At 63.6% G+C, this 17,814-nt stretch carries 19 protein-coding genes; 12 read left to right on the top strand and 7 right to left on the bottom strand.

The features are described 5' to 3' along the window. Positions 1-44 precede the first annotated feature (44 nt). The 6 genes from hrcA (at position 45) to NKJ93_RS27370 (ending at position 5,499) form a co-directional block, all read left to right on the top strand. The gene (hrcA, locus tag NKJ93_RS27345; RefSeq protein ID WP_352592298.1) at positions 45-1,157 is read left to right on the top strand and encodes a heat-inducible transcriptional repressor HrcA; all 1,113 of its coding nucleotides are present in this window, start codon (positions 45-47) and stop codon (positions 1,155-1,157) included. Between the two features lie 33 nt (positions 1,158-1,190). Then, a complete protein-coding gene (locus tag NKJ93_RS27350) occupies positions 1,191-1,388 on the top strand; it encodes a hypothetical protein (protein WP_023718841.1) in 198 nt (65 codons plus the stop codon). 101 nt (positions 1,389-1,489) lie between these two features. Continuing rightward, on the top strand, positions 1,490-2,842 hold the full coding sequence (locus tag NKJ93_RS27355) for a PQQ-dependent sugar dehydrogenase (protein WP_352592301.1): 1,353 nt from the start codon (positions 1,490-1,492) through the stop codon (positions 2,840-2,842). Between the two features lie 87 nt (positions 2,843-2,929). Further along, a complete protein-coding gene (locus tag NKJ93_RS27360; RefSeq protein WP_352495441.1) occupies positions 2,930-3,547 on the top strand; it encodes a LysE family translocator in 618 nt (205 codons plus the stop codon). 163 nt (positions 3,548-3,710) lie between these two features. Then, positions 3,711-4,691 carry a cysteine synthase A gene (gene cysK, locus NKJ93_RS27365; RefSeq protein ID WP_023718844.1) on the top strand — a complete coding sequence of 327 codons (981 nt, stop codon included), beginning with the start codon at positions 3,711-3,713 and terminating at the stop codon, positions 4,689-4,691. 184 nt (positions 4,692-4,875) lie between these two features. Next, the gene (locus NKJ93_RS27370) at positions 4,876-5,499 is read left to right on the top strand and encodes a glutathione S-transferase family protein (RefSeq protein ID WP_023718845.1); all 624 of its coding nucleotides are present in this window, start codon (positions 4,876-4,878) and stop codon (positions 5,497-5,499) included. A gap of 15 nt (positions 5,500-5,514) precedes the next feature. On the opposite strand, the gene NKJ93_RS27375 is transcribed toward NKJ93_RS27370, so the two are convergent. Both NKJ93_RS27375 and NKJ93_RS27380 read right to left on the bottom strand, forming a co-directional pair. Next, a complete protein-coding gene (locus NKJ93_RS27375) occupies positions 5,515-6,771 on the bottom strand; it encodes an RNA polymerase sigma factor (protein ID WP_352481371.1) in 1,257 nt (418 codons plus the stop codon). Beyond that, a complete protein-coding gene (locus NKJ93_RS27380) occupies positions 6,771-7,124 on the bottom strand; it encodes a YciI family protein (protein WP_023718846.1) in 354 nt (117 codons plus the stop codon). The genes NKJ93_RS27375 and NKJ93_RS27380 overlap by 1 nt, the downstream gene beginning before the upstream one ends. A 259-nt stretch (positions 7,125-7,383) precedes the next feature. On the opposite strand from NKJ93_RS27380, the gene NKJ93_RS27385 reads away from it, so the two are divergent. The 3 genes from NKJ93_RS27385 to NKJ93_RS27395 all read left to right on the top strand — a co-directional run bounded on the left by NKJ93_RS27385 (position 7,384) and on the right by NKJ93_RS27395 (position 10,883). Continuing rightward, entirely contained in the window at positions 7,384-8,343 is a 960-nt protein-coding gene (locus tag NKJ93_RS27385; protein ID WP_352592304.1) for a TAXI family TRAP transporter solute-binding subunit, read from the top strand. Between the two features lie 63 nt (positions 8,344-8,406). Beyond that, positions 8,407-10,503 (top strand): TRAP transporter permease, encoded by a 2,097-nt coding sequence (locus NKJ93_RS27390; RefSeq protein ID WP_352592306.1) that lies wholly within the window; start codon positions 8,407-8,409, stop codon positions 10,501-10,503. Next, positions 10,500-10,883 (top strand): DUF1850 domain-containing protein, encoded by a 384-nt coding sequence (locus tag NKJ93_RS27395; RefSeq protein ID WP_352592309.1) that lies wholly within the window; start codon positions 10,500-10,502, stop codon positions 10,881-10,883. Before NKJ93_RS27390 ends, NKJ93_RS27395 begins: the two co-directional genes overlap by 4 nt. Here the strand turns inward: NKJ93_RS27395 and NKJ93_RS27400 are convergent. The 5 genes from NKJ93_RS27400 to NKJ93_RS27420 form a co-directional block, all read right to left on the bottom strand. Continuing rightward, positions 10,796-11,320, bottom strand: coding sequence for a DUF4166 domain-containing protein (locus NKJ93_RS27400; RefSeq protein WP_352592311.1), 525 nt, complete (start codon positions 11,318-11,320; stop codon positions 10,796-10,798). The genes NKJ93_RS27395 and NKJ93_RS27400 overlap by 88 nt on opposite strands. Beyond that, entirely contained in the window at positions 11,278-12,396 is a 1,119-nt protein-coding gene (locus NKJ93_RS27405) for a saccharopine dehydrogenase family protein (protein WP_352592313.1), read from the bottom strand. Before NKJ93_RS27405 ends, NKJ93_RS27400 begins: the two co-directional genes overlap by 43 nt. Before the next feature lie 50 nt (positions 12,397-12,446). Then, positions 12,447-12,827: a thiol-disulfide oxidoreductase DCC family protein gene (locus NKJ93_RS27410; RefSeq protein ID WP_502895944.1), complete on the bottom strand. Its 381-nt coding sequence runs from the start codon at positions 12,825-12,827 to the stop codon at positions 12,447-12,449. 129 nt (positions 12,828-12,956) lie between these two features. After that, entirely contained in the window at positions 12,957-13,085 is a 129-nt protein-coding gene (locus NKJ93_RS27415) for a hypothetical protein (protein WP_352592319.1), read from the bottom strand. Further along, positions 13,085-13,231: a hypothetical protein gene (locus NKJ93_RS27420; RefSeq protein ID WP_023718851.1), complete on the bottom strand. Its 147-nt coding sequence runs from the start codon at positions 13,229-13,231 to the stop codon at positions 13,085-13,087. The genes NKJ93_RS27415 and NKJ93_RS27420 overlap by 1 nt, the downstream gene beginning before the upstream one ends. A 407-nt stretch (positions 13,232-13,638) precedes the next feature. Between NKJ93_RS27420 and NKJ93_RS27425 the strand changes: the two genes are divergently transcribed. The 3 genes from NKJ93_RS27425 (at position 13,639) to ligD (ending at position 17,633) form a co-directional block, all read left to right on the top strand. Continuing rightward, positions 13,639-14,145 carry a YciE/YciF ferroxidase family protein gene (locus tag NKJ93_RS27425; protein ID WP_023718852.1) on the top strand — a complete coding sequence of 169 codons (507 nt, stop codon included), beginning with the start codon at positions 13,639-13,641 and terminating at the stop codon, positions 14,143-14,145. Positions 14,146-14,270: 125 nt separating this feature from the next. Continuing rightward, the gene (ku, locus tag NKJ93_RS27430; protein WP_352592321.1) at positions 14,271-15,122 is read left to right on the top strand and encodes a non-homologous end joining protein Ku; all 852 of its coding nucleotides are present in this window, start codon (positions 14,271-14,273) and stop codon (positions 15,120-15,122) included. A 9-nt stretch (positions 15,123-15,131) separates the two neighbouring features. Continuing rightward, on the top strand, positions 15,132-17,633 hold the full coding sequence (ligD, locus tag NKJ93_RS27435) for a DNA ligase D (protein WP_352592324.1): 2,502 nt from the start codon (positions 15,132-15,134) through the stop codon (positions 17,631-17,633). Positions 17,634-17,814 lie beyond the last annotated feature (181 nt).

Here is a 17,814-nt window from a genome sequence, read left to right on the forward strand (position 1 = left end):
GCCGCGGAAGTCTATATCTTCGGGCCGGAGGTTTTTGGCTCGAAATGACCAAGGCAGTCGATCCCGGTTCGCAATCGCACGTGCTCCCGTCGCACGCGCTGCAATCGCCCGCGCTTCAATCGCTCGACATGCGTTCGCGCGACATCTTCCGGCGCATCGTCGATTCTTATCTGAGGGATGGCGAGCCGGTCGGCTCGCGCAGCCTGTCGCGCATCCTGCCGTCGTCGCTATCGCCGGCCACCATCCGCAACGTGATGAGCGACCTCGAGCATCTCGGCCTGATCTATGCGCCGCATATTTCGGCCGGCCGTCTGCCGACCCAGGCTGGCCTGCGCTTCTTCGTCGATGCGTTCATGGAACTCGGTGACCTCTCCGACGAGGAGCGCCGCACCATCGAGGCGCAGGTGCGCGCCTCCGGCTCGGGCGCGACGCTGGAGCATATGCTGACCGAGGCCAGCCAGATGCTGTCCGGCATGTCGCGCGGCGCCGGCCTTGTGCTCGCCGCCAAGAACGAGGTGGCGCTGAAGCACATCGAATTCATCCAGCTCGAGCCGACCAAGGCGTTGGCCGTGCTGGTCTCGCAGAACGGCGACGTCGAAAATCGCGTCGTCGATCTGCCCGCCGGCATCACCGTCTCGCAATTGCACGAAGCCTCCAATTTCCTCAACGCCCATATTCGCGGCCGCACCCTGGCCGAAGCGCGGGTCGAGATCGCCCGCATCAAGGAAGAGACCAGGGCAGCCCTCGATACGCTTTCACAGGATCTGGTCGAGAAGGGCCTGGCGGTCTGGGCAGGCGCCGAAAGCGGGGTGCCTGGGCGGCTTATCGTGCGCGGCCGCGCCAATCTCCTGGAAAACGTCACTGCCCAGGCCGACATCGAATTGCTGCGGCATCTCTTCGAGGATCTCGAAACCCAGGACGGACTGATCCAGCTCCTCGACCTCGCCGAGGACGGCCCGGGCGTGCGCATCTTCATCGGTTCGGAAAACAAGCTGTTTTCTCTGTCGGGCTCATCACTGGTGGTGGCACCCTATCGCGACAAGGACGCCCGCGTCGTCGGTGCGCTCGGCGTCATCGGGCCGACGCGGCTGAATTATGCGCGCATAGTACCGATGGTCGACTATACCGCGCAGCTGATTTCGCGCATGCTGCGCTAGGAGCCGCCGCGGCCTGCCGCAAGGAGAAAAAGAATGGCGCTGGAATCGTTCAAGGCCCAGATCAGCCTGCTGCTCGAAGAAATGATCAACCAGCCAGAGGATCAGCACGAGGTGCAAGAGCAGTTGCGCGAGAAGCTGCAAGAGATGCGGGCCATGGGCTTGCCGCTGCCGGCCGATCTGGTCGCGCTGGAAAAGCGCCTCGACGACGATTTCTACGCCGCCGGCAAGTGAATCGGGGTTCGGCTTCAAATCCTCGTGTGCTGGACGGCCGCTTGGAACGACCAATGCCTCATCCCGTTTGCCCTTTTCGAGGCGAATCCCGGAGGACGTTGATGATCCGATCTGGCGGCTTTGCGGCCATTGCCGCTGCTCTCCTTGTTGCGACACCGGCAGCCGCCCAGCAGGCGGATCAGAAGGTGCTCAAAGGCGAAGCCGCTTTTGGCGATTGGCACGCCGACAGGCCTGGCACCCGCCGCCTGATCGGGGCGCAAGACATGCCGCCAGCCGATCCCGCCCAATCCGCTTCGAACGGCGCCGGCGTGGCGGAACGGCCCGAAAGCGCCAAGCCAGATTTGCCGCCGGGCTTTTCGGCCGAACTGATCGCATCCGGCATCGTCAATCCGCGCGTCGTGCGCGTCGCTCCGAATGGCGACCTGTTCGTTGCCAACAGCCATGCCGACCAGATACGTGTCTACCGTCTCGCCGAGGACAGCGCCAAGCCCATCGAGAAAGCGATCTTCGCCAAGGGGCTCAGTTATCCCTACGGCATCGCCTTCTATCCGCCAGGAGACAAGCCGCAATGGGTCTATGTCGCAAACAGCGACAGCATCGTCCGCTTTCCTTATCGCGACGGCGACCTGAAGGCATCCGGCAAACCAGAAACCATTGTCGCGGAAATCCCGTCGGGTGGTCACACGACCCGCGACATCGCCTTCTCGCCGGACGGCAAGACGCTTTATCTGTCGGTTGGCTCCGCGTCGAACGTCGGCGAGGACATGGAGGAGCCGGATGATGGCTTGGACGCCTGGGTGAACTCAAAGCCGCTCGGTGCGGCCTGGGGCTCCGAGGACGGCCGTGCCGATGTGCTCGCCTTCGACCCGGATGGGAAAAATCCCCGAACTGTCGCCACCGGCCTGCGCAACTGTACGGGCATGACCGTGCAGCCCGCCACCGGCGCATTGTGGTGCGTCGTCAATGAGCGCGACGAACTCGGCGACAATGTGCCGTTCGAATTTGCAACTGCAGTCAAGGACGGCGGATTCTATGGTTGGCCTTGGTACTACATCGGCAATCACGAGGATCCGCGCCATCAGGGCGAGCGGCCCGACCTCGCCGGCAAGGCCACTGTCCCCGACGTGCTGATGCAGGCGCATTCGGCGCCGATGAACATAGCCTTCTACGACGGCAACAACTTTCCGGCGGATTATCAGGGTGACGCCTTCGTCACCATGCATGGTTCGTGGAACCGTGGCGCCAGGACCGGCTACAAGGTGGTGAGGCTCAAATTCAGGGATGGCAAGCCGACCGGCGAATATGAGGACTTCATGACCGGCCTCGTTATCTCGAACGACGCCGTCTGGGGCCGCCCGGTCGGTATCGCCATCGCCAAGGACGGCTCGCTGATCGTCACCGAGGACGGCAACGGCACCATCTGGCGCGTTACCTACGAAGACGGCCGCTCTTGAACGGCGGTGTCGCCTGCTGCGCTGGCGCAATCGAATCCGGGCCGAGGGAATTCACCCAACTTCCACATTGTGCGACAAGCGCGAATCATGACGCTCACCGGGTTCCTCGCCTATAGTGCTGCCCTCGGCATCGCCGCAGCCATCCCCGGCCCCGGCGTCACCGCGCTCGTTGCGCGAGCGCTGGGTTCGGGCTTCCGCGCGTCGCTGGCCATGTCCTTCGGGCTGATGCTCGGCGACCTGACCTATCTCACGGCCGTGGTGCTCGGCCTGGCTTTCGTCGCACAGACCTTTGGCATGGTCTTTCTGGTCATCAAATGGCTGGGCGTCGCCTACCTCGCTTTTCTTGGCTGGCGTTTCTGGACGAGCGGCATCACGCCCGAAACGGTGGAGGCGAAGAAAGGCAAGGGCGGGTTGGCATCCAGCTTTGTAGCTGGTCTCGCCGTCACGCTCGGCAATCCGAAGACGATGATCTTCTACCTCGCCATCACCCCGACCATCGTCGATCTGAAGACGATCACGCTGGTCGATTACGGCATCCTTGTCGCGCTCACCATCGTCGTCCTGCTCGTGGTGCTGGTGCCTTATCTGGCGCTCGCGGCCAAGGCGCGCTGGTTCCTGAAGTCGCCGCGGGCGCTGAGGGCACTCAATCGCACCGCCGCCGGTTTCATGATCGGGGCAGCGGCAGCTATCGCCGCCCGCCAATAGACCTCTTTCGCCAAGCCGGCCAGGAATTGTCACACCTTTCCAAGGCGGGGTATTCGGCACGAACTTCACTCGGATATTTTCGATCGACAGCCTATCTTGCGCGGCGGATGGCTCTATCTTATGCCGCCCGACTCTTGCCGCTTGACCTCTGGGAGGAAAATCAATGAACAAACCCGCCACCCCCACACACGTGCCCGGCCGCGGCCGCATCTATAATTCGATCACCGAGACGATCGGCGACACGCCGTTGGTGCGGCTCGACAAATTCGCCAGGGAGAAGGGTGTCGTCGCCAATCTGCTGGCCAAGCTCGAATTCTTCAACCCGATCGCTTCGGTCAAGGACCGCATCGGCGTGTCGATGATCGAGGCACTGGAGGCTTCTGGGAGGATTACGCCCGGCAAGACCACGCTTATCGAGCCGACCTCGGGCAATACCGGCATCGCGCTCGCCTTTGCCGCCGCCGCCAAAGGCTACAAGCTGATCCTGACGATGCCGGAAACCATGTCGGTCGAGCGCCGCAAAATGCTGGCGCTGCTCGGCGCCGAGCTGGTGCTGACCGAAGGGCCGAAAGGCATGAAGGGCGCCATCGCCAAGGCCGACGAGCTGGCCGCGACGCTGCCCGATGCCGTCATTCCGCAACAATTCGAGAACCCGGCCAATCCGGAAATCCATCGCCGCACCACAGCCGAGGAAATCTGGAACGACACTCATGGCGAAGTCGATATCTTCGTTGCCGGCATTGGAACCGGCGGCACCATCACCGGCGTCGGCCAGGTGCTGAAGAAGCGCAAGCCCTCGGTGCATGTCGTCGCCGTCGAGCCGGAGGCCTCGCCGGTACTGTCCGGCGGCCAACCCGGCCCGCACAAGATCCAGGGCATTGGCGCCGGCTTCGCACCAAAAATCCTCGACACGACGATCTACGACGAGATCGTCAAGGTCTCGAACGAGGATTCGGTCGCCAATGCACGGCTCGTCGCCCGTCTCGAAGGTGTACCGGTCGGCATCTCGTCGGGTGCCGCCCTGCAGGCGGCGATCGTCGTCGGCTCGCGGCCGGAGAACAAGGGCAAGAACCTCGTCGTCGTCATCCCCTCCTTCGCCGAGCGCTATCTCTCCACGATCCTATTCGAGGGATTGGGTGCTTAGAGTCTGGACAGGAGTTTTTGGCCGGTTCGTAGCGATCCTTCGCGCTGCCCCTCCGGCATAAAAAGTTCTGTTTCGACGCCTTCGGCGTGGACTGCTGAAAAACCACCTGTGGCGGGCGTCGTTCGCTTGAGCGGCGAGTCACTTCCATATCAAATCGTCGCTGCACCGGCAGGTGGAGGACTTCATGTACAAGCTCTATACGCGTGCCAATACCGGCGGCTTTGTCGTCGAGGCGGCGCTTGCTTTAGCGGGAGTGCCTTTCGACCAGATCGATGTTCCAAAAGGCCGACCCAACCAAGCCTTCCTCGACATCAATCCCTTGAACCAGGTCCCGGTCCTGGTCTTGCCGGACGGGCATTCGATGACCGAGTCGGCGGCAATCTGCATCCTGCTCGCCGAACGCTATCCGGAAGCAGCTCTAGCGCCGGCAGCGAACACACCTGACCGTGCCGACTTCCTGCGCTGGATGTTTTTCATGTCCTCCGTCATCTATTCGGCTGACCTGCGGTTCTTCTACGCTCATCGCTACACGACAGATCCCGGCGGCGTGGAAGCCGTCAAACAGGCGGCGGTCTCGGAAATGGATCGCGGCTTCGCCATTCTCGATGCCGCCCTCGAAGGCCGCGACTGGCTGGTCGGCGACCGGCTCTCGCTGGCCGACATCTATCTCGTCATGTTGGTGGCTTGGCATCCCGAGGTCGCGAAGATTCCAACCGCTTGGCCGAACATCGAACGCCTGTGGGCCAATTTGCGGGAACATCGGGTGATAAAGAGGCTGAATGCTTCCCACGACATGTGGCCGGCCTAAGCACTCCGCCTTGTCTCAGTGTCTTTCCGCGCGGTCGAGACCTGCCCGTCGTTCCTGCAGGAACCGGCGCACGGCCGGATCGCGTTCGAGGCCGATAGCCCGGTCATAGGCCTCGCTCGCTTGCGGAACTCTGCCGAGTCTTGCCAGCAGGCCCGCTCGGGCGGCCCAGTAAGGTTGATAGTCATACAGCCGCTTGTCGCCGCTGAGTTGATCAAGGGCGCCCAATCCTGCCGAAGCACCTTCGGCCTCGGCAATCGCCACCGCACGGTTGATCGACACCACCGGCGAGCCGGCAATCACCGACAGCGCGTCGTAGAGCTCCTTGATCGCGACCCAGTCGGTGCCGCCGGTCAGCCGCCTTGTCGCATGGGCTGACTGCACGGCGGCCTCGAGCTGGTAGCGGCCGACCACGCCCTTGGCAGCGGCGCGCCCGAGCAGCATCTCCGCTTCGTCGATCATTGTATCGTCCCACAGTGCAAGATCCTGCTCCGCTAGCGGCACATAGTCGCCTGCCGCATTGCGCCGCGCTGCGCGCCGCGCTTCGGCGAACAGCATCAGCGCCAGCAGGCCGAGTGCTTCCGGCTCATCCGGCATCAGCGAGGCGACCAGCCGGCCGAGCCAGATGCCTTCGGTCGCGAGATTGCGCCGCTGCGCTTCGGTGCCGGCGGGGTCGGACCAGCCTTCGGCAAACGCCGCGTAGATCGCTTCCAGAACGGTGCCCAGCCGCTCGCCGAGTTCGGCCCGCTCCGGCACGCGGAACGGAATGCCGGTCTCGCGGATGCGGGCCTTGGCGCGCACCAGGCGCTGGCTCATCGTGGCCGGCGAGACAAGAAAGGCCGAGGCGATGGTCGCTGCGTCGAAGCCCAGAACCGTCTGCAGGATCATCGGCGCGCGGGTACCGGCCTCGATCGCCGGATGAGCGCAAGCAAACATCAGCCTGAGCCGCTCGTCCGGCAGGTCTTCGTCGGCCATGCGTGCCTCCATCTCCTCCGCGATCAGCCTGAGGTGGTCGCGGCCCGCCTCGCTTGTCAGCCGCCGTCTGAGCGCGTCGACGCGGCGCCGGCGCGCCACCGCCAGCAGCCAGGCTTCCGGCTTGTTGGGCACGCCCGCCTGTGGCCAACGCTCGAGCGCCGCTGCAAAGGCATCGGCCAAGGCGTCCTCGGCAGCGGCCACGTCGCGCGTGCGTGCGGCGAGATAGGCGACCAGCTTGCCGTAGCTTTGCCGGGCGGCCGCTTCCGCCGCCGCCCGTGCGGTGTCGGGCAGTTCAGGCATCACATGGTGAGTTCCCAGATCGGCCGCACCTCTACCGTGCCGGTGCTGGCGCCCGGGCAGCGCGCCGCCCAGGCAATAGCCGCGTCGACGTCCTCCGCTTCGATCATATAGAAACCGGCAAGCTGCTCCTTGGTGTCGGCATAGGGGCCGTCGAGCACGTTGGTCTTGCCATTGGCCATCCGCACCGAGGTAGCGGATTGCGTCGGCTTCAGCCGGTCGCCGGCGAGCCAGGCGCCGGATTTCTTCAACGCTTCGGTGTAGGCGACGTACGCGCTCGACATCTGTGTCACCGCATCTGCCGGCGCCGCTGCCATCCCCGCTTCGTTTCCGTAGATCAAAAGCATATATCGCATGGTCTTCTCCCGTTTCTCGAAGGCCGCATCGTTGCGAGCCGGACTTATGTCGCGCGGCCCTGCCGGATTTCGACAGGTGCTGGAAAAATCTTTCTGCCGCGACGCGACCTCGCGCAAGCGCCAACCTGTTGCGGCATTGCTTAGCCGTTCGTCTAATCGCTGCTATTGCGGGTTGGCATTTCCCGCCCGCTGTCTAAACTCGCTTCGCTTCGTGCCGCAGAGGAGGGCACGGCGGCGAGTTTTTCAGGGAGGAAATCGCATGCTCAATTTCAGGACGAAATTTGTTGCAGCCGGCGCGCTGGCGCTGTCGCTTGGCCTTGGCGCGGTATCGGTCAAGGCACAGGAATTCATCAACGTGCTGACCGGCGGCACGTCGGGCGTCTACTATCCGCTCGGCGTCGCGCTATCGGAAATCTATAGCAAGGGCATAGAAGGCGCGCGCACCCAGGTGCAGGCGACGAAAGCGTCGGTCGAAAACCTCAATCTCTTGCAGCAGGGCAAGGGCGAGATCGCTTTCGCGCTTGGCGATTCCGTCAAGCTGGCCGCCGAGGGCAATACCGAAGCCGGCTTCCCAGGCAAGCTCGACAAGCTGCGCGGCATTGCCGCCATCTATCCCAACTACATCCAGATCGTCGCCAGCAAGGAGTCCGGCATCAAGACGCTCGCCGACCTCAAGGGCAAGAGCCTGTCGGTCGGCGCGCCGGCCTCGGGCACCGAGCTCAACGCCCGCACGATCTTCGCCGCTGCCGGGCTGAAATACGAAGACCTCGGGCGGATCGAATATCTGCCCTTCGCCGAATCGGTGGAGCTGATCAAGAACCGCCAGCTCGACGCCACGCTGCAATCGGCTGGCCTGGGCGTTGCCTCGATCCGCGACCTCGCCACCTCGGTCCCGGTCAACATCGTTGCCGTGCCGGCGGAGGACGTCGCCAAGATCGGCTCGCCCTATCTTTCCGTGGTCATCCCGAAAGGCACCTATGAGGGCCAGACCGATGATGTCGCGACCGCCGCCGTCGGTAATTTCCTGATCACCAGCGCCGATGTCTCCGACGAGACCGCCTACCAGATGACCAAGCTGCTGTTCGAGCATCTCGACCAGCTCACCGCTGCCCATGCCGCCGCCAAGGCGATCGACCCCGCCAAGGCGCTCGACGGCATGCCGGTGCCGCTGCATCCAGGCGCCGAGAGGTATTACAAGGAAAAGGGATTGGTGAAGTAAGGAGCCTCGCCTCGCTCGGCACCCTCCCTCGGGGAGGGGAGCGCCCCGCCAGGAACCCCGCCAATGACCGCAACCCCGACCGTTCTTTCCCCCACAGCGGAAGCTCCTGTCGAAGGATTGCCGCCGGGCTTCGGCGAAGGCATCGCCGGCAAGGCGGCTTTTCTCATCGCCATCGCCTTCTCCATCTTCCAGATCTACATCGCCGCCTATGGCAGCCTGCCGAGCCAGGTCGTACGCGCCATGCATGTCGGCTTCCTGCTGCTGCTCGGCTTTGCCCTAATCGCCAATCTGCGCGCCAAAAGCGTCCCGGCGAAAGCAGTGTTCTGGACGCTCGGGGTGCTCGGCTTCGCCACCGGTCTGTACAATTGGGTGTTCTATGCCGACCTCATCCGCCGCTCCGGCTTTCTCACCACGCCTGACCTGATCGTCGGCGCGGTGCTGGTCGTGCTGGTCTTCGAGGCGGCGCGGCGGTTGATGGGACTGCCGCTCGCCGTCATTGCCTTCATCTTTCTCGCCTACGCATTTGCCGGCAATCATCTGCCGCCGCCCTTCATCCATCGCGGCTATGATTTCGCCCAACTCGTCGACACCTTCGCCTATGGCACCGAAGGCATCTACGGCACGCCGATCTATGTTTCGGCCGCCTACATCTTCATCTTCGTCGTCTTCGCCGCCTTTCTTGAGCGCGCCGGCATGATCGCGCTGTTCAACGATTTTGCGCTTGGCCTGGTCGGCTCGTGGCGCGGAGGCCCGGCACAGGTCTGCGTGCTGTCCTCGGCGCTGATGGGCACCATTTCCGGCTCTGGCGTCGCCAATGTGGTGGCCAGCGGCCAGTTCACCATCCCGCTGATGAAGCGCTTCGGTTTCCGCTCGGCTTTCGCCGGCGCCGTCGAGGCGACCTCGTCGATGGGCGGCCAGATCATGCCGCCGGTGATGGGAGCGGTTGCCTTCATCATGGCCGAGACCCTGAACATCCCCTATGCCGCGGTGGTCAAGGCGGCGATCATCCCGGCGCTGCTCTATTTCGGCGCCTGTTTCTGGCAGGTGCACCTGGAGGCAGGCAAGGCCGGCCTGCACGGCATGGCCAAGGCCGACCTGCCCAATCCGTGGGATGCGGTGAGACAGCACTGGCCGCTGGTACTGCCGCTCGCAGCACTGATCTATCTGCTGTTTGCCGGCTACACACCGGTGTTCGCCGGCACCATGGGCCTCGCGTTGACCATCGTGCTCATCCTCGGCACGCCGCTGGCAGCATCGATCGGGCCGCTCGCCTTCCGCATCGTCTTCTGGCTGGCGCTCGGGCTTGCCGCGGCTTCCTTCATGAAATTCGGCGCCGACATCCTCAGCCTGGTCATCGCCGTGCTGGTCGTCGCCTGCCTCACGTTCAAGGGCGGGCGCGAGACGCTGCGCATATGCGTCGATTCCCTTGCCGAGGGAGCAAAGAACGCGCTGCCGGTCGGCATTGCCTGCGCCATCGTCGGCATCGTCATCGGCACGCTGACGCTCACCGGCATCGCCTCGACCTTCATCGGCTGGATCATCTCGATCGGCGAGAACAATCTGTTCCTGTCGCTGCTTTTGACCATGCTCACCTGCCTGGTGCTCGGCATGGGCATCCCGACCATTCCCAATTACATCATCACCTCGTCGCTAGCCGGGCCGGCGCTTCTGTCGCTCGGCGTGCCGCTGGTGGTCAGCCATATGTTCGTCTTCTATTTCGGCATCATGGCTGATCTCACCCCGCCCGTGGCGCTGGCCGCCTTCGCCGCCGCACCCATGGCCAAGGAAAGCGGCCTCAAGATCGGCATCCAGGCCACCAAGCTTGCCATTGCTGGCTTCGTGGTGCCGTTCATGGCGGTCTATACCCCGGCGCTGATGCTGCAGGACCCCGGCCCGATCGCCGCCCAGTTCGGCTATCCCGTCGAGGTCGCCTACATCGTCATCAAAGCCTGCATGGGCATCGTCCTGTGGGGCGCCGCCGCCGTCGGCTTTCTCGCCCGGCGCATGGCCTGGTGGGAACGCCTCGTCGCCTTCGCCGCTGGCGTGCTGCTGGTTGCGGCGCTGCCGCTCACCGACGAGGCGGGCTGGGCGCTGTCTCTTGCCTGGATCGGGTGGCACTGCTGGCGCGCGCGGCAGGCGTCACTGGCCAATTCGGCATGAGCCTCTGCATCGTCGCGGCCGGCAAGACGATGACGCTCGCGGTCGCCGCCTTCACGCTCTCCTGGACGCATTCTGTGGAGAAGACCCAGTGGCAGGAAGACTGGAAGGTGCTGCCGTCCGGCCTGCAACTCGTCGAGGCACGAATCAAGGGCTCGGGCGCCGGCATGGAGCCGCCGCAAGGCTCGGCGCTGCGCGACGGCTGGTGGGTCTATGCGCCCCGGGTCGGGCCACAGCGGCGCCTGGTGCTCGCCGCCTCGGGCGCCACGGGTCAAGGCTGGACGCTGTGCACGGCTCAGGACTGCCGCGAATTTGGCAAGGTGGCAGGCGACACGATCTCGCTGGAGCCGTGCGGGTCGGAAGGCTCTAGCCAGCCACGGTAGCGGGCGATCATGCCGGCAAGCGGATGCGAGATATCGACATGGAAGCGGAAGCGGCCATCCTCCACCGTTTCGTGGGAAGTCGAGCGTGGACCGAGCCAGATCGGCAGCGGCAAGCCAAAAAAGCTCCAGCGGCGCAAGACCAGTGCCAGCCGGCCGTCCTCGGCAACCAGTGCCATCGCGAAGGTCAGCGGGCCGAAGCGTTCGCACAGCAGGCGCTGCGATCGACCCCGGCCTGCGAACTGTAGGCTCGAAAAACTGTGCTTGCCGAATGTCCGCGTCCAGGTCTCGCCGTCCTTGTCGGTGTCGAAGCGGACATGAACCGGGATGTCCTCGCTTGCTCCGGGGAAGCCGACCATCCAGGCCATTAGCCGGCCAAGAACATTGTGCCCGCGTTCTACGCTAGCGCGGCCTGCGGCCGTGATCGTACGGTCATGCATTGACCGAATTGCCTCGGGAAGGCCTTGCCAGGCGGCAGCGAGCAGCTCGGTATAGAGCGGCTTGTCCTCGTCCGCGGCCCCGTTCCTGAAGCCGGTGTAGATCGCGTCCGCCCGGCGAACAGGGCCTCATAGTCCCGGAGCTCTAAATCGCGCACCGCCGCCCGTGCGCCCGGCGCGGGCTGATGTCCGGCCAGCACTTTGCGGACCAGCGCTTCAACCGCCATCGACGGGATCAGCGGCCCATCGTTGCCCTCGGCCAAGAGATGCCACGAGCGCTTGCCGGTGGCGCCCGCGCGGTCCGATCCCTCCACCTCGACGAAAATGCCGCCGCGATGCTCGCCCCAGCGCAGCCGGTTCGTCGCCTGATGCATCAGCGGCGCCAGCGGCGAAAGCGAACCGATCAACCCGGCGCGCACCAGCCAGGCGAGGCCGATCAGGGCGCGGTGCAGCACCTCGGGTACCGGCCCGGCTCCCATCCAGATGGTCCTCGCCTCCGGCCAAAGCTCGGCCAGAGCACGCAGGTCCGGAACGTCGACCAGCGAGAACAGCGTGTTTCGAAGCGGCAGCTGGCCCGGCGGCGCGATAGTATAGCGCAGCTGCTCGGTAAACGGACAGCCTTGTTCGGGACGGCCATTACGAACAAGGCGCACCGGCTGACCGGTGTAACCGGCGATAGCGCGAATGACGTTTCCGCCGACACCGGCGAAGGGCGACGGCGCGATGCCGCCGCGAATTCCGTCGACCCGCGTCAGGTCCGAAGACAGGCGGCGCACAACCGCCGCCGTCAGCACCGGAAAGCTCGAGACTCCGGATAGCACGAAGACGCCGGCGTTTCGCGCCGCCTCGTCGAACGCAGAGACACCGGCGACGAAATCCGAGCCGACGGCGAGATCGCCGTCACGGTCGAACAGTGCCGGCAGCAGTTGCGCTGCCGTCGGGGCGCGCTTCTTGCAATACGCGTCAGCCTTGGCGAGCGAGCGCCCGGCGACGAACAGGATCAGATGGGGCTCGCCCTCCAAAAGCTCGACGGTGCGACCGCCAAAGGTGCCATAACCGCCGACGACAAGAACCTTCATCCGCAGTTCCCCCAAAATGCCCCGCGCCGCTCCCGGCCACGGCGATGAGCCTAGCCGATCAATCTTGCCCTCACCTCGGCGGAAGGGATTTCACAATTGTCCTTCTTGCCGAACAGGGCGTAGCGGTTCTTTGCGATGCGATCGTAGAGCCAGTCGCGAAGCGGGCGCGGCAACAACAGCAGGATCCGCGCCGCTCGCCATGGCCAGGCGAGTTCGGCCATGACGGCAACGAAACTGTCCAGGCGTGTGAAAGCCGCGCCATCGATGATGACGAGATTGGTCTCGTAGCGATCCGTCTGCAGCCCGTATTTCTTGAACAGCATCTCGCCGAGCGGCGATTGCGCCGTTACGAAATGGAAGTGGCCCTTGCGGTCGAGCTTTACCACCGTCCGCACAAAACCCGAGCACAACACGCAGACGCCGTCGAACACGATCAACGAGCGACTTGATTCGAATTCTGGCGGCTCAGGAGAATGGTTCGGCTTGACGATCACGTGGCGCCCGGCAGCTGGTGTCAGGCGACACTAAGCCTGCCGGCGGCTGGATCAAAGCCCGGAATGTTAGAGGCTTGGCGTTGTCGCCCGCCGTCTGTCGGTCAGCGCAGGGCGCTCGGCGCGATAGGTCGTTGACCGGTTGTCGGCGTCGGGCCGGCAGATACGGCTGTCGTGACGGCTTTCCATGGTCATCATCAGTGCACGCTGATCCCAAGCGTGTTGCCACGGCGTGCGCAGGCGGGGCCTGGGCCGCGCATGTAATAGCGCTCGGGCCGATAGGTCGGCGCGACGAATTCGCGAATGGCGGCGGCATAGCCGGCGATTTGATTCCAGAAGCTCATTTTACTCGGTCCCTGTCCCGTTTCGGATGTCCCTTCCGAATTGCGGGGATCATAGCGTCCAGGCGTGAATAGTCGGTGAACGCGATGTTAATCTCTGGTCGAAAATGCCTTTGTTCATGGCTGCAATGCGGCTGATTCGCGGTGTTTCCGTGCTGTCCGTCGGCATTTCGCCCAGTGTGACTTTTGCATCACATATGTTTCGCCTGAATGTCGCCGAGGCGCGCGTTTGTTTCACTTTTGCTGCCACGGCGAAATTTCCGTGCACGTGGTCGAAAAACCAGGAACCCGCCCGTCAGCCGCACGTTGATTTCCCAGTGCCGGGACGAACCGGCTGCGCGGGCTGCAGCTTCCGGCTGGAGCCGCAGCCAAAAATCCGAAACAGCAAGAGCAATGGAAAGGCAAAGGCCATGGGCTTCTTTTCGAAGGACATCAAAACACTCGACGATCTCTTCGTGCACACGCTGCGCGACATTTATTACGCCGAGAAACAGATCGAGAAATCGCTGCCGAAGATGATCGACAAGGCGAGTGATCCGCAGTTGAAAGCCGGCTTTGAGAAGCATCTCGCCCAGACCAAGGGTCATATTCAGCGTGTCGAGCAGGTGTTCGAGCTGCACGGCGTGAAGGCCAAGGAAGTCGACTGCCCGGCCATCGATGGCATTCTCGAAGAGGCCGATGAGGTCAGCGGCGACATCGCCGACAAGGAGGTCCTCGACGCTGCACTGATCGCGTCCGCCCAGGCGGTCGAGCATTATGAGATGACCCGTTACGGCACCTTGATTGCCTGGGCCAAGCAACTGGGCCGCAGCGACTGCGCCAATGTGTTGGCCAACAACCTCAAGGAGGAACAGGCAACCGACCGCAAGCTTACCGAGATGGCGGAAAGCAAGATCAACCTGCAAGCCGCCGAGTAGGGCCGCGATCGAGAATGGAGTTCAGGCAAGGCTGGGCCGAAAGCCCGGACTTGCCTTTTGCGCCGCCGGAACCGGAACGGACTTTGCCCGTTCTCGGTTGAACGTTGTCGCGCAGGGAGTTTGTCATGGCGCCGCGCCCCGCCTGGAGAGGGTACCTCAAGCTTTCGCTGGTCACCTGCGCGGTCGAAGTGACCAATGTCGTCACCCAGGCCGAAAAAGTTTCGTTCCGCGTGCTCAACCGCAAGACTGGCAACACTGTCAGGCGCGTCTATGTCGATTCGGCAAGCGGCAAGCCGCTCGATGAAGGCGACGAGATCAAGGGCTACGAGATCGGCGACGGCGATTTCGTCCAAATCGAGGAGGAGGAGATCGAAGCCGTCCAGATCGAATCCTCGCATACGATGAGCCTCGACGGGTTCATCGAAAAATCTTCGATCCAGCAGATCTATCTCGACACGCCCTATTATATGACGCCTGCGGACGATGTCTCGGAAGAGGCTTTTGCCGTCATCCGCGACGCCATGGCCGCCAAGAAGACGGCGGGCCTTGCCCGCATCGTGCTCTACCGCCGCGAGCGTCCGGTGGTCATCGAGCCGCTGGAGAAGGGCCTGCTGCTGACGACGCTGCGCTATGGCGATACGGTTCGCAGGCCGGAGATGGTGTTCGGCGACATCAAGCCGGTGAAGACCGACGCCGAGATGATCAGGCTGGCCGAACACATTGTCGATGAGAAACAGGCGAAGTTCGATCCTTCCGAATTCGAGGACAAATACGAAAACGCGCTGATCGAGCTGGTCCGCGCCAAGAAGGCCGGCAAGAAGGCACCGAAGACCAAGGCAGAACCGCGGCCCTCCAACGTCGTCAATCTCTTCGATGCACTGAAGAAGAGCCTTTCGTCGGAGGCCAGCCCGCCGGCAAAGGCCAGACGCCCGGCAAAAGCCGCCAAGCCCAAAGCCGCCCGGCGCAAATCGGCTTAGGATCAGACCATGGCCGGCCTCGAGCAATATCACGCCAAGCGCGATTTCAAGAAGACCGCCGAACCGGCCGGTAAGCTCGCGCGCGGCAAGAAAGCCGTGCCGGGTGGCATTTTCGTCATCCACAAGCATGCCGCCACCAGGCTTCACTACGACCTTCGCCTTGAGCATGGCGGCGTGCTGTGGAGCTGGGCGGTGACGCGAGGCCCGAGCCTCGACCCGCATGAGAAGCGGCTCGCCGTGCATGTCGAGGACCACCCGATCGACTATGCGCCGTTCGAAGGCACCATCCCCAAGGGCCAATATGGCGGCGGCTCGGTCATTGTGTGGGACGAAGGCACGTGGGTCCCCGAAGGCGACCCTGCCAAAGGGATGAAGAAAGGCCATATCAATTTCGAACTGCATGGCCACAAATTGCATGGCGCCTGGCATCTGGTGCGGCTGAAGCCGCGGCCCGGCGAAAAACGCGACAACTGGCTGCTGATCAAGTCCGACGATGCCGCCGCGCGTCCCGGTGAGGACATTTTGCAGGAGGCGCCGCAATCGGTGAAATCCGGCCTGACCATCGAGGAGGTCGGCGAAGGCAAGACCGCCGACGGCAAGAAGCCAAGCGTCTGGCAGTCCGACAGGCCGGCCGCCGGCAAAGCGAAGGCTGTCGCGGCAAGGCGGCTCGAATTCGTCGAGCCGGCGCTCGCCACGCTGGAGCGGGACGCCCCGCCCGGTAAGGACTGGCTGCATGAGGTGAAGTTCGACGGCTATCGCATGCAGGCGCAGCTTGCCGGTACCGAGGTGCGGCTTTTGACACGCACCGGCCTCGACTGGACCCACAAATTTGGTGGCTCAATTATCGCGGCACTTGGCGGCCTGAAATGTACCGATGCCGTCATCGACGGCGAAATCGTCGTGCTGGCGGATAATGGCGTGTCGTCCTTTTCGCTGCTTCAGCAAGATCTGTCGGCGGGCCGTACGGACCGTTTCATCTACTATGTCTTCGACCTGTTGCAGCTCAATGGTCAAGACATCCGTTCCGAGCCGCTGGTCGAGCGCAAGGAAAGGCTGCGCAGCCTGCTCGCCGGACAGACCGAAGAGCAGGCCGTGCGCTTCAGCGACCACTTTGCCGAGCCCGGCAAGATCATGCTGGAGCATGCTTGCCGCCTGGGCCTCGAAGGCGTCGTCTCCAAGCGTGCCGATGCGCCCTACCGCAGCGGGCGTGTTCCCTCGTGGGTGAAGTCGAAATGCACGGCGCGCCAGGAATTCGTCATCGGCGGCTACATGCCGTCGGACAAGACCGGGCGTGGCCTGCGCTCGCTGCTGGTCGGCTATCACGAGGGCGGCAAGCTGCGCTATGCCGGCCGCGTCGGCACCGGCTTCACGGCCAAAAGCACCAACGAGTTGAAGAAAAGGCTTGATGCGCTGAAGACGACAACCTCGCCCTTCGACAGCGCGGTGCCAAGGGGCAAGGGGCTGGTCTGGGTCAAGCCCGAACTTGTCGGCGAAGTGGAGTTTCGCAGTTGGACGTCGGACCGTATAATACGCCACGCGTCCTTCCAGGGATTGCGCGAGGACAAGCCGGCGGAGGAAGTCGTGCAGGAGAAACCGAAAGCACGCTCAGCCACGGCAGAGCCGAAGCCAAAGCCCACCAAAACCGCAGGCGCGGCGAAAACCTCGGTTACGCTGTCCCGCCCTGACAAGCTTCTGTGGCCCGAGGAGAACGTATCGAAGCAGGATCTGGTCGATCACTACGCGCTGGTCTGGCCGCGCATGAAGCAGTTCGTCATCAATCGGCCGCTCAGCCTCGTGCGGGCGCCGGACGGCGTCGGCGGCCAACGCTTCTTCCAGAAGCATGCCTCGGCCGGCATGCACGACAAGATCGCCGTGATGAAGGATCCGACCGACGGCGAGGAGATATTGTTCATCCGCGATTTCGACGGTCTCGTGGCACTGGTGCAACTGGGCGTCGTCGAGATCCATATTTGGGGCTCGACCACCGACGAGCTGGAAAAGCCCGACCAGATCATCTTCGATCTCGATCCCGACGAGGGCGTCGACGTGAAGGCGGTGCGCGCGGCGGCACTCGACATCCGCGGCCGGCTCGACGAACTGTCCCTGCCGAATTTCGTCAAGACCTCGGGCGGCAAGGGCTACCACGTCGTCGTGCCGCTGAAGCCGTCGGCGGATTGGGACGAGGTCAAGGGCTTCGCCCATGAGTTCGCCCGAGCGCTCGAACAGGCCGCACCCGACCGCTACACGGCGACGCTGTCGAAGAAGGCACGCACGGGCAGGATTTTCGTCGATTATCTGCGCAACGGCCGCGGCGCCACCACCGTCGCCCCCTATTCGTCGCGCGCCAAAAAGGGCGCCACGGTATCGATGCCGGTGACCTGGGCGGAGATCGAGGCCGGATTGCCGCCCAACGCCTTTCCGATCGGCGACAAGACGACGCTGAAGCGGCTCGGGCAAGCCGACCCCTGGGCGGATTTTTTCAAGCAGGCCAAGCTGCTCAAGCGCGACTAGTGCATGTCGCGCAAAAGTGTGCAGCGGTTTTGCGATAACGACATGCATCAAAACAAGGACCTAAAGCGCATCGCATGAGGCCGGTCGAACGCGACGCGCTTTAAAGCAATTCCAGGAAAAGTATGAAAAGGTTTTCCGCCCGGAATTGCGTCAAAACAAAAAGACAGAGCGGTTCGGCGTT

This window comes from Mesorhizobium sp. M0028, assembly GCF_040323855.1.
In the GTDB taxonomy this organism is placed as follows: Bacteria; Pseudomonadota; Alphaproteobacteria; order Rhizobiales; family Rhizobiaceae; genus Mesorhizobium.

Excerpts from the sequence above, each read along its gene's own strand:
- NKJ93_RS27415 (WP_352592319.1), bottom strand. The coding sequence starts at position 13,085 with ATGATGACCATGGAAAGCCGTCACGACAGCCGTATCTGCCGGCCCGAC.
- NKJ93_RS27355 (WP_352592301.1), top strand. The coding sequence starts at position 1,490 with ATGATCCGATCTGGCGGCTTTGCGGCCATTGCCGCTGCTCTCCTTGTT.
- NKJ93_RS27360 (WP_352495441.1), top strand. The coding sequence starts at position 2,930 with ATGACGCTCACCGGGTTCCTCGCCTATAGTGCTGCCCTCGGCATCGCC.
- NKJ93_RS27375 (WP_352481371.1), bottom strand. The coding sequence starts at position 6,771 with ATGCCTGAACTGCCCGACACCGCACGGGCGGCGGCGGAAGCGGCCGCC.
- cysK (WP_023718844.1), top strand. The coding sequence starts at position 3,711 with ATGAACAAACCCGCCACCCCCACACACGTGCCCGGCCGCGGCCGCATC.
- NKJ93_RS27395 (WP_352592309.1), top strand. The coding sequence starts at position 10,500 with ATGAGCCTCTGCATCGTCGCGGCCGGCAAGACGATGACGCTCGCGGTC.
- NKJ93_RS27385 (WP_352592304.1), top strand. The coding sequence starts at position 7,384 with ATGCTCAATTTCAGGACGAAATTTGTTGCAGCCGGCGCGCTGGCGCTG.
- NKJ93_RS27390 (WP_352592306.1), top strand. The coding sequence starts at position 8,407 with ATGACCGCAACCCCGACCGTTCTTTCCCCCACAGCGGAAGCTCCTGTC.
- NKJ93_RS27420 (WP_023718851.1), bottom strand. The coding sequence starts at position 13,231 with ATGAGCTTCTGGAATCAAATCGCCGGCTATGCCGCCGCCATTCGCGAA.
- NKJ93_RS27425 (WP_023718852.1), top strand. The coding sequence starts at position 13,639 with ATGGGCTTCTTTTCGAAGGACATCAAAACACTCGACGATCTCTTCGTG.
- ku (WP_352592321.1), top strand. The coding sequence starts at position 14,271 with ATGGCGCCGCGCCCCGCCTGGAGAGGGTACCTCAAGCTTTCGCTGGTC.
- hrcA (WP_352592298.1), top strand. The coding sequence starts at position 45 with ATGACCAAGGCAGTCGATCCCGGTTCGCAATCGCACGTGCTCCCGTCG.
- NKJ93_RS27405 (WP_352592313.1), bottom strand. The coding sequence starts at position 12,396 with ATGAAGGTTCTTGTCGTCGGCGGTTATGGCACCTTTGGCGGTCGCACC.
- NKJ93_RS27380 (WP_023718846.1), bottom strand. The coding sequence starts at position 7,124 with ATGCGATATATGCTTTTGATCTACGGAAACGAAGCGGGGATGGCAGCG.
- NKJ93_RS27400 (WP_352592311.1), bottom strand. The coding sequence starts at position 11,320 with ATGCATGACCGTACGATCACGGCCGCAGGCCGCGCTAGCGTAGAACGC.
- ligD (WP_352592324.1), top strand. The coding sequence starts at position 15,132 with ATGGCCGGCCTCGAGCAATATCACGCCAAGCGCGATTTCAAGAAGACC.
- NKJ93_RS27370 (WP_023718845.1), top strand. The coding sequence starts at position 4,876 with ATGTACAAGCTCTATACGCGTGCCAATACCGGCGGCTTTGTCGTCGAG.
- NKJ93_RS27350 (WP_023718841.1), top strand. The coding sequence starts at position 1,191 with ATGGCGCTGGAATCGTTCAAGGCCCAGATCAGCCTGCTGCTCGAAGAA.